The 16362-nt window shown below is 61.5% G+C and carries 11 protein-coding genes and 2 pseudogenes; 5 read left to right on the top strand and 8 right to left on the bottom strand.

The genetic code is table 11. From position 1 onward, the window contains the following. Nucleotides 1-261: 261 nt before the first annotated feature. From PRZ01_RS10375 to dnaA, 4 genes and pseudogenes are all read right to left on the bottom strand, one after another. Nucleotides 262-441 (bottom strand): annotated as a pseudogene (locus PRZ01_RS10375) (polyketide cyclase); the annotation flags it as partial. A gap of 497 nt (nt 442-938) precedes the next feature. Beyond that, nucleotides 939-3500 carry a DNA topoisomerase (ATP-hydrolyzing) subunit B gene (gene gyrB, locus PRZ01_RS10365; protein ID WP_273596711.1) on the bottom strand — a complete coding sequence of 854 codons (2562 nt, stop codon included), beginning with the start codon at nt 3498-3500 and terminating at the stop codon, nt 939-941. Between the two features lie 121 nt (nt 3501-3621). Beyond that, nucleotides 3622-4743: a DNA polymerase III subunit beta gene (gene dnaN / locus PRZ01_RS10360; RefSeq protein WP_273596710.1), complete on the bottom strand. Its 1122-nt coding sequence runs from the start codon at nt 4741-4743 to the stop codon at nt 3622-3624. A gap of 138 nt (nt 4744-4881) precedes the next feature. Further along, nucleotides 4882-6372 carry a chromosomal replication initiator protein DnaA gene (dnaA, locus tag PRZ01_RS10355; RefSeq protein ID WP_409993836.1) on the bottom strand — a complete coding sequence of 497 codons (1491 nt, stop codon included), beginning with the start codon at nt 6370-6372 and terminating at the stop codon, nt 4882-4884. 658 nt (nt 6373-7030) lie between these two features. Between dnaA and rpmH the strand changes: the two genes are divergently transcribed. From rpmH to yidC, 4 genes are read left to right on the top strand one after another with little or no spacing between them, the layout of a single operon-like run. Continuing rightward, nucleotides 7031-7165 (top strand): 50S ribosomal protein L34, encoded by a 135-nt coding sequence (gene rpmH / locus PRZ01_RS10350; RefSeq protein WP_054021782.1) that lies wholly within the window; start codon nt 7031-7033, stop codon nt 7163-7165. Between the two features lie 17 nt (nt 7166-7182). After that, complete coding sequence (locus PRZ01_RS10345; protein WP_273596709.1) at nt 7183-7647, top strand: ribonuclease P protein component; 465 nt, start codon at nt 7183-7185, stop codon at nt 7645-7647. Nucleotides 7648-7666: 19 nt separating this feature from the next. Continuing rightward, on the top strand, nt 7667-7999 hold the full coding sequence (gene yidD, locus PRZ01_RS10340; protein ID WP_273596708.1) for a membrane protein insertion efficiency factor YidD: 333 nt from the start codon (nt 7667-7669) through the stop codon (nt 7997-7999). Further along, a complete protein-coding gene (yidC, locus tag PRZ01_RS10335) occupies nt 7992-9719 on the top strand; it encodes a membrane protein insertase YidC (RefSeq protein WP_273596707.1) in 1728 nt (575 codons plus the stop codon). Before yidD ends, yidC begins: the two co-directional genes overlap by 8 nt. An 86-nt stretch (nt 9720-9805) precedes the next feature. Here the strand turns inward: yidC and PRZ01_RS10330 are convergent, their stop codons facing one another. The 3 genes from PRZ01_RS10330 to PRZ01_RS10320 all read right to left on the bottom strand — a co-directional run bounded on the left by PRZ01_RS10330 (nt 9806) and on the right by PRZ01_RS10320 (nt 14363). Further along, a complete protein-coding gene (locus PRZ01_RS10330; protein ID WP_273596706.1) occupies nt 9806-10735 on the bottom strand; it encodes a hypothetical protein in 930 nt (309 codons plus the stop codon). Nucleotides 10736-11154: 419 nt separating this feature from the next. Next, a complete protein-coding gene (locus PRZ01_RS10325; protein ID WP_273596705.1) occupies nt 11155-13848 on the bottom strand; it encodes a serine/threonine-protein kinase in 2694 nt (897 codons plus the stop codon). Next, a complete protein-coding gene (locus PRZ01_RS10320) occupies nt 13845-14363 on the bottom strand; it encodes an ECF-type sigma factor (RefSeq protein WP_273596704.1) in 519 nt (172 codons plus the stop codon). The genes PRZ01_RS10325 and PRZ01_RS10320 overlap by 4 nt, the downstream gene beginning before the upstream one ends. 373 nt (nt 14364-14736) lie before the next feature. Here PRZ01_RS10320 and mnmE point away from each other — a divergent pair, with 373 nt between their 5' ends. Beyond that, nucleotides 14737-16128: a tRNA uridine-5-carboxymethylaminomethyl(34) synthesis GTPase MnmE gene (gene mnmE, locus PRZ01_RS10315; RefSeq protein WP_273596703.1), complete on the top strand. Its 1392-nt coding sequence runs from the start codon at nt 14737-14739 to the stop codon at nt 16126-16128. Between the two features lie 44 nt (nt 16129-16172). Here the strand turns inward: mnmE and PRZ01_RS10310 are convergent. Further along, nucleotides 16173-16280, bottom strand: a pseudogene (locus PRZ01_RS10310) (4-oxalocrotonate tautomerase); the annotation flags it as partial. Nucleotides 16281-16362 lie beyond the last annotated feature (82 nt).

The following is a 16362-nucleotide window of genomic DNA, read 5'->3' as shown; positions in this document are numbered from 1 at the left end:
ATCTTCTTGCGACGCCCCGCGTCCCTCCAACGCGTCGCGGCAATGGTCGGGCCTTTTCAGTGCACCAACCCACCTGAGCGGGCCGCGCCGCAAGACAGCTGCGGTTGGTTCAATTCAAGCCATGAGCTTCGCAGCGGCTTGCTGTTGACCGAAGTAGAAGCGGGCGTGGACTGGGGGCCGGCCCCGGGTGATCAGCCCTTAAGCGCTCAAGCAGGATCAATTGGCGGTTGTTGAATTGACGGTTGTTGGGGCGCCGGGTTCCCGAGTGCCCGGCTCTCGGACTGCTTGGACATGGAGGATCACAAAATCCCCATCCACAAATGATTGCTTTATATCGCTGTGCGACTGGGGGTACTTCTCGCGAAGAAACGCGATGAAGTCCAGTTCTATGCCCAAGGGGTCAAGGCCAACGTACTCTTCTTCGACCGACGTCAAGCGGGCGAGAAGCCTCAGCGAACTGAGCACCTGCGGATCTACGAGTTGCGCACCGCGAAGCGCTATTCCCTAAAGACGAACCCGCTTCAGCGCGAGGACCTTGACGAGTTCTTGAAACTCTACAAGAGCGGCAAGGCTCGACGCGACGCGGCAGGGAAGGTCACCGCAGGGGGATCATCGTCTCTGTCCTACCGCATACAGGAGATCCTTGCCACCGAGGAATGCTTGTGGGATTTGGCTGTGACTGAGGATGACGGGAGCGCCCGGCAGCCTGGGCTGGCCAGATTGGACGAACTCTCACGCCTGGTGGCGGATGACCTACGGCACGCGCTGGCGCTCATCAACGGGTCGGCGCAATAGGTCATCTAGGGATCGAATAGCGCCAAACGCTGCAAAGCTAGAAAGAAAAGCGAAGGCCCAGCAATGCTGGGCCTTGTCACTTTCTCTGGCAGTACCTTTTCACATACCTGGCACAGATCTCACTTTCTCTGTCGCCCGACAAATCAGACGTCGATATTCCCCGCCCTCAACGCATTCGTCTCAATGAAATCACGCCGTGGTTCCACTTCGTCGCCCATCAGCATGGTGAACACGCGGTCGGCTTCGATGGCGTCGTCGATTTGCACGCGGAGCAGGCGGCGGACTGTTGGGTCCATGGTAGTTTCCCAGAGTTGGCTGGGGTTCATTTCGCCCAGGCCTTTGTAGCGCTGGCGGCCGACGGCGTTTTCGGCTTGGCCCATCAGCCAGTCCATGGCGGCGCGGAAGTCGGTGACTTTGCTTTCCTTGGCCTTTTCGCCCTCACCCTTGCGGACGATGGCGTTCTCGCCGATCAGGCCCTTGAAGGTGATGCCAGCACCGGCCAGCACTTCGTAGTCGGCGCTATGGCAGAAGTCGGCGTTGATGATGGAAGAGCGGGTGTTGCCGTGCTGTTTGCGGCTGATGCGCAGCAGCAGTTTGTCGGTGCGGGCGTCGTATTCACTGCTCACTTCGGCTTGATGCAGCGCGGCTTGCATGGCCGTGGCGGCGGCCTCGGCAGCTTCCTTGGTGTCGAGGTTGATGGCCAGGCCGCTGGCCAGCACGCGCAATGCTTCGAAGTCCATCCAGTTGGACAGGCGGGTGATGACGCTCTCGGCCAGCACGTATTGGCGGGCCAGGGCTTCAAAGGCTTCGCCGTTCAACACGGCGTCACCGTTGTCGCCAATTCGACCGGTGTGCAGGGAAGCGTCTTGCAAGGCCACTTTGAGCAAAAAGCTGTCGAGCTCGCTGCCGTCTTTCAGATACTGCTCGTGCTTGCCGACCTTGACCTTGTAGAGCGGCGGTTGGGCGATGTAGATGTGGCCGCGCTCGCACAACTCGGGCATCTGGCGGTAGAAGAAGGTCAGCAGCAGGGTGCGGATGTGGGCGCCGTCAACGTCCGCATCGGTCATGATGATGATGCGGTGGTAGCGCAGCTTGTCGGGGTTGAAGTCATCGCTGCCAGCGCCGCGGCCGATGCCGGTGCCTAACGCTGTGATCAGTGTGATGATTTCATTGCTGGTCAGCAGCTTTTCATAACGCGCTTTTTCGACGTTCAAGATCTTGCCGCGCAGCGGCAGGATGGCCTGGAACTTGCGGTCGCGCCCCTGCTTGGCGGAGCCACCGGCAGAGTCGCCCTCCACGATGTAGATTTCGCACAGCGCGGGGTCCTTTTCCTGGCAATCGGCCAGCTTGCCGGGCAGACCCAGGCCGTCCAGCACGCCTTTGCGGCGGGTCATTTCACGCGCTTTACGGGCGGCTTCACGGGCGCGGGCGGCGTCCAGGATCTTGCCGCAGATCATCTTGGCGTCGATGGGGTTTTCGAGCAAGAAGTCGGTCAGCAGGCGGCCGACGATGTCTTCCACCGGGGCGCGCACTTCGCTGGAGACCAGCTTGTCCTTGGTCTGCGAGCTGAACTTGGGCTCGGGCACCTTGACGCTCACCACGCAGGCCAGGCCTTCGCGCATGTCGTCGCCGGCCACCTCGACCTTGGCCTTCTTGGCCAGATCGTTGTCGACGATGTATTTGTTGAGCACCCGGGTCATGGCGGCGCGCAGGCCGGTCAGGTGGGTACCGCCATCCCGCTGAGGGATGTTGTTAGTGAAGCAGAGCACGTTTTCGTTGTAGCTCTCGTTCCACTGCATCGAGACCTCGACGCCGACGTTGGTGCCCTGCTCGCTGATCTTGTCGCCCTGGGCGTGGAAGATGGTGGGGTGCAGGGTGTTCTTGCCCTTGTTGATGAACTCGACAAAGCCCTTCACGCCGCCGGCGTAGGCGAAGTTGTCTTCCTTGTTGTTGCGCTCATCGACCAGGCGGATCTTCACGCCGTTGTTCAAGAAGGAGAGTTCACGCAGGCGCTTGGCCAGGATTTCGTAGTGGAAATCGACGTTGGTGAAGATCTCGTCGTCGGGCAGGAAGTGGACCTCAGTGCCGCGCTTGTCGGTGTCGCCGATGATGCGCATGGGGCTGACTTCAAAGCCGTCACGCATTTCCAGCAAGCGGTCTTGCGGGAAGCCCTTCTTGAACTCGATCTGATGAATCTTGCCGTCACGGCGGACCGTGAGTCGCAGGTGCTTGGAGAGCGCATTCACGCAGCTAACGCCCACGCCGTGCAGACCGCCCGACACTTTGTAGCTGTTCTGATTGAACTTGCCACCGGCGTGCAGCTCGGTCAGTGCAATTTCGGCGGCACTGCGCTTGGGCTCGTGCTTGTCGTCCATCTTGACGTCGGTGGGGATTCCCCGGCCGTTGTCGCTGACGCTGATGGAGTTGTCGGTGTGGATGGTGACGATGATGTCGTCGCAATGACCGGCGAGCGACTCGTCAATGGAGTTGTCCACCACCTCAAACACCAGATGGTGCAGGCCGGTGCCGTCCGAGGTGTCGCCGATGTACATGCCGGGGCGCTTGCGCACGGCTTCCAGGCCTTCGAGGATCTGGATGGAATCGGCGCCGTAGACCGCGCCCGAGGAGGCTTCTGCCGTGACGGCGGCCTGTTGCTTGTCGGTCAGGCCTTCGGGATTGCTGTCGGGAGTTTGGGCGTCGCTCATGGGAAGGTACTCAAGGCCGCGAAGCGGCCGCATTGTCTGTCTAGCTAGAACACCCCCGCTTGGCGGGGGGCAGGGGGGTGCGCATGTTGTGGCACAGCCAATGAGGATCTGTGCCGGAGGCTTAGATCCTCATTGGCATGACGACGTACTTGAAGCCGCTTTGCTCAGGGATGGTGATCAGGGCACTGGCCGAGCTGTCGTTCAGGTCGATGCTGACCATGTCCTGGCTCATGTTCTGCAACACGTCCATCAGATAGGTCACGTTGAAGCCGGTCTCGATCAGGTCGCCGCCGTAGTCGATTTCGATTTCTTCCTTGGCTTCTTCTTGCTCGGCATTGCTGGAGGCGATGGAGAGCAGGCCGGGCTCGAAGCTCAGGCGCACGGCCTTGAACTTCTCGCTGGTCAGGATGGCGGCGCGCTGCAGCGAGGACAGCAGCGTCGTGCGGCCCAGGGTCACATTGAATTTGTGGTTCTTGGGGATGACGCGGTTGTAGTCAGGGAACTTGCCCTCGACCAGCTTGGTGACGAACTCCATGCCCGAGAAGCTGAACTTGGCCTGGTTGCCGGCAAAGCGCATCTCGATGGGTTGGTTTTCTTCGTCGCCCTTGCCATCTTTGAGCAAGCGCATCAGCTCCAGCACGGTCTTGCGCGGCAAGATCACTTCTTGTTTGGGGATTTCGGTTTCCAGTTCAGCCTGGGCCAGGGCAAGGCGGTGGCCGTCGGTGGCGACCAGGGTCAGGTTCTTGCCTTCGGCCACGAAAAGGATGCCGTTCAGGTAGTAGCGGATGTCATGCACCGCCATCGAGAAGTGCACCTGGTTGATCAGGGCCTTGAGGGTCTTTTGCGGCACGCTGAAGGCGGGGCCGAAATCGGCCGCCTCTTGCACCAGGGGGAAGTCTTCAGAGGGCAGGGTCTGCAGGGTGAAGCGGCTCTTGCCGCCCTGCAGATTCAGCTTGGAGCCGTTGACGGTCAACGAAACCGTTTGGTCCGAAGGCATGGAGCGCAAAATGTCGATCAGCTTGCGGGCGCCCACGGTGGTGCTGAAGTCGCCAGCGTCGCCACCCAGCTCGGCGGTGGTGCGGACCTGGATTTCCAGGTCGCTGGTGGTCAGCTCCAGCGAGCCACCGGACTTGCGTATCAGCACATTGGCCAGGATGGGCAGGGTATGGCGCCGCTCGACGATGCCGGCAACGGCCTGCAGGGCTGCAAGCACCTTGTCCTGGGTGGCTTTCAACACAATCATGTCAACCTCTTTTCACTTGTTTTGATACGCGCTTGATCCGCGCGCGCGGAAACAACAACTCGCATTTTGACCCAGATATGCGCTGTTTCCGCCGCACTGGGGCCATGTCTTTGCGTGCGACCGCGCTTTCCGGCCCGCTCAACCCTTGAGCGTTTGCTCCAACACATGCAGTTGCTGGTTCAGCTCGGTGTTTTTCTGGCGCTCGCCGCCGATCTTGCGCACGGCGTGCAGCACGGTCGTGTGGTCGCGCCCGCCGAACAGCTCACCAATCTCGGGCAGGCTCTTCTGCGTCATTTCCTTGGCCAGATACATGGCAATCTGACGCGGCCGGGCGATGCTGGCTGGGCGCTTCTTGCTGTACATGTCGGCGATCTTGATCTTGTAGAAGTCGGCCACCGTCTTTTGGATGTTTTCCACAGACACTTGCCGGTTCTGGATCGAGAGCAGGTCTTTCAGCGCCTCTCGGGCCAACTGGATATTGATTTCCTTGTGCGAGAAGCGGCTGTAGGCCAGCACCTTGCGCAGCGCGCCTTCCAGCTCGCGCACGTTGGCGCGCACGTTTTTGGCGATGAAGAAGGCCACATCCTCGGGCATGGGCGTTTGTTCAGCCTCGGCCTTCTTGATCAGGATCGCCACGCGCATTTCCAACTCGGGCGGCTCAATGGCCACCGTCAAGCCGGCGTCGAAGCGGGAGGTTAGGCGCTCATCAATGTCAGCCAGGCCCTTGGGGTAGGTGTCGCTGGTCATGATGATGTGGGCGCGCTTGGCCAACAAGGCCTCGAAGGCGTTGAAAAACTCTTCTTGCGTGCGCTCCTTGCCAGCGAAGAACTGCACATCGTCGATCAACAGCAAATCGAGCGAGTGGTACTTGGCCTTCAACTCGTCAAAGGTCTTGCGCTGGTAGTTCTTCACCACGTCGGAGATGAACTGCTCGGCATGCAGGTACAACACCCGGGCGTCGGGCTTGTCTTTGAGCAAGGCATTGCCCACGGCGTGGATCAAATGCGTCTTGCCCAGGCCAACGCCACCGTAGATGAACAGCGGGTTGTACATCTGACCCGGCGCACCGGCCACATGCAATGCCGCCGTACGCGCCATCTGGTTGGCGCGGCCAGGCACCAGGTTGTCAAAGGTGAGGGCGCTGTTGATGCGGTGACGGCTGGCACTGGGCGGCAAGTTCTGCCCCGCCGGCGCAGCCTGAAGACTGGCTTGCGCCACCGGCTGACCCTGCGTAGCCCCGGGCAGCGCGGCCTCGAGCGGGGCGCCTTCAGGCTTGGCGGACACCGGCCGCAAACCGTTGTGCAAAACCTGGCCAACCGGCATCGGCTGACTCGCGGGCGCCAAAGGCAGGGCACGCGCCAGGGGCTCACGGGCGGCCAAGGCCAATTCCAGGCGCGCCGGTTTGCCGGCGAGTTCCGTCAAAATGGACTCGATACGGCCGGCGTACTGATTGCGAATCCAGTCCAGCTTGAAGCGGTTGGGCACACGCAAGGAAAAAACCAGGCCGTCTGCGCCCGCACCATCAGCCACCACGGCTGGGGGCAGGGGTCGAATCCAGGTGTTGAATTGTTGTTCAGGGAGTTCGGTGGCCAAACGCTCGCAACCGCGTTGCCAAAGGTCGGCGCCCAGCGTGTCCGCGTTCGGCGTGCCTGCACTCTGCACCTGATGCATATCTACGCTCATTGTGGAAAACTTGTTCTAGAGCGGCCAGATTGTACGGGTTCAAGGCCGCCGGGGACGAGGTTATCCACAGAATTTTTACCAAGGGAAAGACCTGACAAATCCAAAGCCCGGGCGCTCAGGGATTGACCTGATCAAAAAACTTTGGTGTAATCGCGGGTTTTCCGGACGCTGGATAAGTTAAGCGAAGCGTTGGACGATGTTGGATAGGTACGACCTACTCCCGGGGAGCGCAAGCCAATGCACTCTAGGGAGGACTTTCAAAGTCAGGCCGGCTTATTCCGTCAAGGGTCCAAACTCTGCCGCCTTTTCGCACCTGCGCATCTTGAATCCGCCGCCGACTTGTTCACAAGCTTGATCAAGTCAGGGCCCTCAAGGTTTGCAAGTGCGGCGGGCCACAGCATTGACAGCGCTCTGGCGCGGTACGTCTCGAAGGCCCAGGCCGGAGAAATGCGCCGTAAAACAGCGCCGCAAAACAGCGCTGCAAAAGCGCCGTAGAACACGGCGCTAAAGTACCGCAGAGCGTCAATCGATTTGCATCCGGCGATTTCGCCCAACCGCTAACGCGTCATCCGACGTCCTTAGACCTTCTCAAGAGGCCTCCATCATGAAACGCACTTACCAAGCATCCAAGACCCGTCGCGCCCGCACTCACGGCTTCCTCGTCCGCATGAAGACCCGCGGTGGCCGCGCCGTCATCGCCGCACGCCGCGCCAAGGGCCGCAAGCGTCTGGCTGTCTGAGCCCAGACACCCGACCCATGATCGGCCGCATCGTGCGATCGGCCGACTTTGAACGCGTGCTGGGCAAGCCCAGCCGTGCGCGCAGTGCTCATTTTGCGGTGCACCATCTGGCAGCGTCGCCCTCTCTGCCTGCCAAGCTCACACGGGCTTTGTCCACAGCAGATGGCGAGTTATCAACAGGTGACCCACAATTCACCCACAACCCTGTGGATGAGTTGCCGCCCGAGGCCGCCTGGCTGGGCGTGGTGGTGCCTAAGCGGCATGCCAAGCGCTCGGTCACGCGTTCTTTGCTGAAGCGACAAATCCGTGCGGCTTTCGACCAGCAGCCTTTGCTGCCACCCGGTCTCTGGGTGGTGCGGCTGCGTTCGCCGTTTGATCGCAAACAATTTCCCAGCGCCTCGTCTGATGCGCTGCGCTTGGCTGCGCGCACCGAACTGGCGCAGTTGGTGGGCCGCGTGTTAAGCGCCCGCCCCAAGGCCTGAGGCCTCAGGCAATCTCCCCATGAGCGACACCCCTGTCCCTCCGACCCTGGCCGAGCGTGCTTTGGTCGGTTTGGTGCGTGGGTATCGCCTCCTGCTGAGTCCCTGGCTGGGGGCGTCATGCCGATTTGCCCCGACCTGTTCGGTCTACGCCATTGAAGCCCTGCAGCGCCACGGCGCCGCAGCGGGCACTTACTTGGCTGCAGCCCGAATTTTGCGTTGCAATCCTTTTTGCGCGGGCGGCCATGATGGCGTGCCCGAACAAGCGCCCTCGCTGTTTGCCCACCTCGGCTTGAGCAAGGCGCCTGGTCCCTGCCCCTCCACCCCTCTACTTCAGAAGCTTCCCCATGACTGATATACGCCGCACCGTGCTGTGGGTGGTGTTCACCATGTCTCTCGTCCTGTTGTGGGACGGTTGGCAAAAACACAATGGGCATCCGTCCATGTTCAGCCCGGCCGCCCCCAAGGCCGCCGCAGTGGCCGCCTCGGGCAATGGCAACACCGCCACGGGCCTGCCAACGCCCATGGCCAATGGCGCAACAACGCCTGCGGCCATCGCCACTGGCGCGGCGCCCACGCTGCAAGCCGAGAAAGTGCTGGTCAAGACCGACGTGTTGAACGTCACGCTGGACAGCCTGGGCGGCGATGTCAGCCGCGTCGAGCTGCTGAATTACCTCGACGCACCCGAGCCCGGCTTGTTCGACCCGCTGATGGAGTTGGTGGGCCTCAAGCAAAAGCACGCCGTGCAGCAACAACCCATCGTGTTGCTAGACGCCGCCACGCGCAGTTACAAGGCGCAGTCGGGCCTGCTGGGTAGCAAGGGTGAGCAACTGCCTACACACAACACGCTGATGACGGTGGTGCCTGGCGAGCGCACGCTGAAAGACGGCATGGCCGAGTTGACCGTGCGCATGGAGTCGCCCGAGGTGGGTGGCGTCAAGCTGGTCAAGACCTTCACCTTCAAGCGAGGCGACTACGTGATCGGCGTGCGCCATGAGGTGATCAACGCAGGCGCCGCAGCGGTCACGCCGCAGGTTTATGTGCAACTGGTGCGCGACGGCGTCTCGGCCTCCAAGGGTTCGGGCTTCTCCTCGACCTTCACCGGCCCAGCGGTGTACAGCGACACGGCCAAGTTCCACAAGGTCGAGTTCAAAGACATCGACAAAGACAAGGTCGACGTCGAAAAGACCGCCGCCAATGGCTGGGTGGCCATGGTGCAGCATTACTTCGCCAGCGCCTGGTTGCATGACGAAGCCGGCCAGCGTGAGTTCTTCGTGAACAAGGTCAAGGGCGCTGCGCCCGACCAGTACGCTGTGGGCATGGTCTTCACCATGCCGACCCTGGCACCCGGCGCCTCGCAAATTCGCGACGACCAGCTCTTCGTCGGCCCGCAGGAAGAAAAGAAGCTCGCCGCCCTGGCCCCTGGCCTGGAGTTGGTGAAGGACTACGGCATCTTCGCCATCCTGGCCAAGCCGCTGTTCTGGCTGCTTGAAAAGCTGCACAACTATCTGGGCAACTGGGGCTGGGCCATCATCGCCCTGGTGGTGCTGCTCAAGGCGGCGTTCTACTGGCTCAATGCCAGCGCCTACCGCAGCATGGCCAAGATGAAGGCCGTGGGCCCGAAGATCCAGGCCATGCGCGAGCGCCTGAAAGACAAGCCCCAAGAGATGCAGCAAGAGATGATGCGCATCTACAAGGAAGAGAAGGTCAACCCCGTCGGCGGCTGCTTGCCCATCTTCCTGCAAATGCCCTTCTTCATGGGCTTGTACTGGGTTCTGCTGTCTACGGTTGAAATGCGCGGTGCGCCTTGGCTGGGCTGGATCACCGACCTGTCGGCCAAAGACCCGTACTTCATCCTGCCCATCTTGATGACGCTGTCCAGCTTGGCTCAAGTCGCCTTGAACCCCAAATCGCCTGACCCCGTGCAAGCCAAGATGATGTGGTTCATGCCGCTGGCTTTCAGCTTCATGTTCTTCGTTTTCCCGTCGGGTCTGGTGCTGTACTGGTTGACCAACAACATCTTGTCCATCGCCCAGCAGTGGATGATCAACAAGCAGTTGGGTGTGCAGAACTGACGCCCGCACAATCGGTCTCGTGAAAAAGCCCCCGCATGCAGATGCGGGGGCTTTTTTGTGGGCGCACCGGGCCAGCTGGTTCGGCTTTACTTGCTGACCCACATCGATGCCACACCTCGGCTGCCGACCGGCGCACTGCCGCCCGTGGGGGTGGCCTGAATGATCACCACATAGCGCGGTGCCGTGCCGGCGCGAGGCAGACTGTAGGCATGCATCGCGTAGCTGCCATTGGCAAGGCCTGCGGTACTGGGCACCGGCACGCCGCTGCTGCTGTCCAGCCCCGTGCCGCCAGCCGCCAGCGCCGCGCTGACATTTGCTGCCGATACCATGAAGGCCGCGCTGCCGACAGGCATCGCGCTCAAAGTGCCATCGCCGTTCACCGTCACACGGTCATTGGACGCTGCGGTCACGGCGGCGATGTCGCTGGTCGGGGCAGAGCCCGTGAACTTGCAGTCTTCGGCCGCGTACAGATCAGTGCCAGCCGGGATGCTGCTCAAGCGGGTAAGTGCCGTGGCTGTGTTGGCCACCATCACCAGCATGCTTTTGGGGTAGGCCGTGGTGGCGGCGCCCGTAGCGTCCATGCGCACCACAGCGCATTGCTGAATCAATTGACCGTCTGCACCCGGGGCCAACCAACTCAAGTCGGAAGCAGTCAAGATGGGGCTGGACAAGCTCACACTGCCCGTGCCCAAGGTGATAGTGGTGTCACCACCTGCCAGGGCACCGCGAAAGGCAAACGAGTTCCCCCCCGAAAGCACGCCCTTGCTGGCCGAAATCGAGGCGACCGGGCCGCTATTGCTGTTGAGGGTCGCGCTGTAGAGGCCATAGACGTCATAGCGGGTGTAGGAGAAAGTCGTGCTGGTGCCGCCTGCGCTGCCAGAGCCGCTGGCGCTGCCACCGCTCGTATCACCGCCACCACTGCCACTGCCACTGCCACTGCCACCGCCACAGGCGCTCAGCAGCGAGGCCAAAACCAAGGCACTCAGGAGCGCCGTCCAATTCCGCTTTCCGTTCATCGCAAGTCCTTTTCAAAGGTGCTGGCTCAAAAAGGAGCCAGCTTCAGACTGCTTAACGGAAGAATGGCCGCCTAAGCGCCAGGATTCAGCCCCTCATTGCAAATATTTCAGCCGCAGCAGTTCAGAGGAACCCCAACTGCGAATAGCCATCATGGGCAGCAACAGCCACCGCACCAACAGCCCGGATGTACGGCTGCCAACCCTTCAAACCATCACGACGCAAAAGCTTGTTCTCCTTGGGCCAACCATGTAGGCGATTCAGAGTCTGTGGTGGGAAGCTCCCCCGCTTACTGACGGCAGGCACAGCTTGCACATGCACAACGGGCAACTTTCAATCTGAAAGAGGTGCTGAATATGCCGATGCGGTTAATAGCCCAAAACAAGGCTGTCGGGGCAGGCATCCCCCACCACCACCCCGCTCACGACATTTGAGACTTGATTGCCTCGCGTAACAACTTCAAGAATTCCGCGTAATAACGCTCCCCGCCTGCTTGTTCCAATTGCCGCTTGAAGGCCTGCAAGCGGCCCAACTCGGCCGCATCCATATGGACATTTTGGGCAATCAAGCGCCATGCCTGCGACTGCCATGCCAATTGCGTCGTGTTACTCACAGACAGCGCGTGGCGCCACAAGCGCAAGGCTTCGTCCTTATCACCCTGAGCCCATGCCAATTCACCGCGGCGCAAATCCAGGCCCATGGTCCAGGATGGCGCTTTGGTGAAATAGGTGTAACTGGGTTTGGCTGCGTCCAGCCATTGGCCCGCGAGCGCCAGATCGCCCTCCCGTAGGGAATTGGCAGCGCAGACCTGAGCCAAATGGGTCGTGTAATAAGGCGTTGTCGCTTTGAATGACTGTTTTTGGTAGCTTTGGCAAACTGGCTTGACGGAATTCCAGTCACCCCCGCGCCAAGCCATGCCAAGCGCGAGCACCTGCACTTGATCCCGCACGCCGCCGTAGCCTGCGTTGATGGGCAGTTCAACAATGCGCAAGGCGTCGGCCATCAGTTGGCGGGCCTCTTCGCGCTGCTGGCCGGCAAAAAGTGCGCCGGCAAGGCCAATCTTGTTGCGAGCCAGGCCGATGTAGTCGGCGCCCATGGCCTTGTGCATGGTGGTCACGCTTTGGCGCAGCAAGGCTTCGGCCTCGGCAGGGCGCTGGCCATGTTCGGCCAAGACGCCGAGAAAAGCTTCCAGTGTTGAGGCCTGCCACGAGTCAGCACCGTAGTCTCTCTGATTGGCCTCCAAGCCTTGTTTGACCGCCGTGTACGCTTTCGGAATCTCGCCAAGATACAGACGCAGAATCCCTAGCAAGATACTGGATTGGCTGGCATTGACGTCTTTCAATGAGGCCGCCAGCGCAACGGCGCGGTCCAAGTAGAAGGCATCTTCGGGCTCAGCATTGGGATGAGAACGGAATCCGAATCCTCCCAACTTCTCGTACAGCGGCACCAGTCGATAGGGGTCTTGGACGTGGTGGGCTTCATAGATCGCCTGGGCCTGCTTGGCTTCCTTGAGGCCTTCCTTAAACTCGCCGGTCGCTTCGCGGATGTGTGAGCGACCGAGCAAGGCATCCGCATAGGGAAGACTGTCGGAGCCATAGGCCCGCAGAGTATCTTCCACGCGGGTTTGGGCCAAAGTGGTGGCGAGGTCGACCAGCCCCAGTTGTTCCACCATGGGGGCCAAATCGTGAAGCAGTTTTGCCCGGACCTCGGGCTGGTCCTTTAACTCGGTCAGGGCGCGCCGCGCCCCACGCTCGATCACCTCTTTAAGTGGTAAATCAGGCAGTTTGACGTTGGCGACTGTGTCGTGATCGGGGTTGAACAGACCGAGCACAAAGTCATACATCGCCTCGGCCCGTCTGGCTTCGCTCCGGGCCTGATGTGAGGACATCAAGGCCCAGCCCGTACTGCCCAGGAGAATCATTGCGGCAAGAGCAGTGGCCGACACACCGATCCGATGCCGCCGCACAAACCGGTCCGCCACATAGCGCCAAGACGGCGCTCGTGCCAGCACCGGTTCACCGTCCAGATGGCGGCGCAGATCAGCCGCCAGCGCTTCCACTGTGGCGTAGCGATCTTCTGCATCCTTGGACAGTGCTTTGAGAACAATCGTGTCCAGGTCGCCGCGCAAGGCCTTGCGGCGGGCCGGATCCTGCGCCTGCTGCGACGGTGACGGTGGACGAAACTCAAGGATGGCCTGTTCCAGGGCATGGCGGTGTTGGGCAGTAGCGCCAGCATACGGGCTTTGCCCACTGAGCAGACGATAGGCCAGCACGCCCAGGGTGTAGACGTCAGACGCTACACCCGGCACCTCGCCACGCACCTGCTCGGGCGAGGCATATTCCGGCGTCATGGGTCGTTGGCCCAGTTGAGTCAACGCGGTTTGCTGCGGCTCGGCGGGATCTTCCAAAAGGCGCGCAATGCCAAAGTCCAAGAGTTTGGTTTGCCCATCGGCCTGCACCAGCACATTGGCGGGCTTGATATCGCGGTGGATCACCAATTGGCCATGGGCGTACTGGAGGGCATCGCAAATCTGCAGCAACAGGGCCAGGTCTTGCTTCACAGTACGGTGCTCAGCCTGGCTCCAACTGATCAGATCCTGACCATCCACCCACTCCATCGCCAGCCACGACAAGCCATCGGGGGTGACACCCGCGTCAAACAGGCGTGCAATGCCGGGATGATTCAGCCGCGCCAGCACATCACGTTCACGGCGAAAGCGCTCGGCCAGTTGGGGCGTTGGGCTGTGCGGCAATTTGAGCGCCACCTCGCGCTGAAACTCGCCGTCGGCCGGGCGGGCCAGCCAGACGCTGGCCATGCCGCCGCGACCCAACTCCCGAACCAACTGCCACGGCCCCAACACCTGCTCGGCCCGCCAATCACCACCTTTGCGCGCTGGGGTTGAGTCACTCAGAGGCAAGCTCGCGGCCCAGTCCAAAAAGCCGGCCGCGTTAGCGGCTGAGTCGGCCCGCATCAATTGCTCCAAGGTGGCACGCCAGACTTGCTGGGCCGGCGGCAGGCGGTCCAGATACGCCACCTGTTCCTCCGAAGGCAGGGTCAAAAGCGCATTCAACAAGGGCTCGATGTCCGCCCAGTTTTGCAACAAGGCAACGTTCATGGGGCCAACAAGGTCCAAAGGACGGCACGTGCTTTTTGCCAATCGCGTTGCACGGTGCGCCGCGCAACGCCCAGCAGTTCCGCACATTCGGTTTCTTCCAGGCCCACAAAAAACCGCAACTCCACCAAGCGGGCCAAACCGGGGTCACTGCGCCCCAGATCGGTCAGCGCGTCGTGCAAAGCCAGGTACTCGTCGTCTCGGTGCGCGAGGGTGGGCAATTCGTCAAACTCCAGATGGGTGGCCTGCCCGCCGCGCATGGCGGCCTGCCGAGCCCGAGCATAGTCAACCACCAAAGAGCGCATCGCCGAAGCGGCATACGCCATGAAATGCTCGCGCCCCATCGCAGCCCAATCAGCGCGTCGCGACAAACGGAACCAACTTTCATGCACCAGCGACGTAGTGTCCAACAGCGTCATGGGGCCGCTGCGACGCAAACGTTGACGAGCCAACGTCTTGAGATCTCGATAAAGTTCCTCACCCAAGGACGGAACATCTTGCTGTACTTGTTGTGTCACGCGGTACCCATTTCAGAACACACCGCCCCAACCATGCAAGGCCAACACTCGCAAAGCATGGTGCACCATATGTTGCGCGGCAGCATACCTGATGGGTCAAGGAGAGCCCGGCGGCCGCGCCGCGGGAAACAGCGGCGACAAACACGGCATAAATTCACAGTCACCGCAAGGCTGATACCTCAGCCCCATATTTGAGGGCTTTTCTTTGCACGAGAACAGGACTTAAATCAAGGCATGCGGGGCAGACAGTCGCAAGCCAGAAGACGGCAGTAACGTCGGTTCGCAACGTGGCATGAGGCGCAGGCTCACGAGAGTACTGCGCCCAGCCTCCCCCGCGCCAATCACCGCCTGACGCAGCCCCTAAAATCGCGGGATGTTGTCCCGCCACCAAGACCCCATCGTTGCCATCGCCACCGCCCCAGGACGCGGGGCCGTTGGCATCGTGCGGGTGTCCTCACCGCAAGACATGACCCCTTTGGTACAGGCGTTGTGCGGACGTACTCTGAAGCCGCGTGAGGCAAGCTACCTGCCCTTTCGCGCAGAGGGCGGCGATCCTATTGACCACGGCTTGGCCCTGCTGTTTCCAGCGCCCCACTCTTACACCGGCGAGCATGTGCTTGAGTTGCAGGCCCATGGCGGCCCGGTGGTTCTGCAACTGCTGCTGGCGCGTTGCATGGCGCTGGGTGCCACGCTGAAGCTGCGCCTGCGGCTGGCGGAGCCGGGTGAATTCACACAACGCGCTTTTTTGAATGGCAAGCTGGATCTGGCCCAGGCCGAAGCCGTCAGCGACCTCATCGACGCCAGCACCGAAGCCGCCGCCCGCAGCGCCAGCCGCGCCCTCGCCGGCGCCTTGTCCACCGAGGTGGGCGAGTTGCGCGACGCGCTGATCAAGCTGCGCATGCTGGTGGAAGCCACCCTGGACTTTCCGGAAGAAGAAATCGATTTTCTGCAGCAAGCCGACGCCCTGGGCCGACTCGCGCGTCTGCGCGAACGCCTGGACGCCGTGCTCGCCCGTACCCGTCAAGGTGCCTTGTTACGTGAGGGCATCAAGGTGGTGCTGGCCGGCCAGCCCAATGTGGGCAAAAGCTCGCTGCTGAACGCGCTGGCCGGCGCCGAACTGGCCATCGTCACCCCCATTCCCGGCACCACCCGCGACAAAGTCAGCCAGACCATCCAGATCGAAGGCGTTCCCCTGCACATCAGTGACACCGCCGGCCTGCGCGAGGCGACTGACGAGGTGGAGCGCATCGGCGTGGCACGCAGCTGGGACGCCATTGAAGAAGCCGATGTGGTGCTCTTCCTGCACGACCTGACCCGCGTCGGCCTGCCCGAATACGAGGCGGAGGATGCCGATATCCGCGCCCGCCTGAGCACCGTCGACCCCGCCCGCATCGTGCAGGTTTTCAACAAGGCCGACAGCACCGCTGTGCCTGAGGGTCAAGTCTTGCCCGACGAGGCGCTGAAGCTCTCCGCCAAGACCGGCCTTGGCCTGAATGAACTGCGCCAAAGCCTGCTGCAGCATGTGGGCTGGCAGTCCACACCCGAAGGTCTGTTCATCGCCCGCGAACGCCATGTGCAAGCGCTGGGCCGCACCCGCGAGCACCTGGCCCTGGCCATGGCCGTGGCCACCCAAGCGCCCCCCGCGCTGGACCTATTGGCCGAAGAGCTTCGCCTCTCCCACGACGCCCTGGGCGAAATCACCGGTACTTTTAGCGCCGATGAATTGCTGGGAGAGATTTTCAGCAAGTTTTGTATCGGCAAGTGACAGCCCAGCCTTTCACCCCCACGCTCAAGAATTTGTGCGGGGCGCTGAAAGCGATATTCCTGCCTCTGACCACCGTAGCCGTAGGCAGCGGCACGCACATCCTGAACATCGATGTAGCTTTCTTCGTGTAAAGCACCCAGTAGCGATTGGAAGCTGGCATATGGACGCAAGGGCGTTTGGCTACACGCGGGCGTGCCTCGACACGGAGCCCCCAGCAGCCTGCGCACCGGGTCT

It is taken from the genome of Roseateles koreensis (assembly GCF_028595305.1).
GTDB classification, from domain to species: domain Bacteria; phylum Pseudomonadota; class Gammaproteobacteria; order Burkholderiales; family Burkholderiaceae_C; genus Paucibacter_A; species Paucibacter_A koreensis.
Note: the sequence above shows the minus strand (reverse complement) of the source record. Positions and strands in the feature narration are given on the sequence as shown.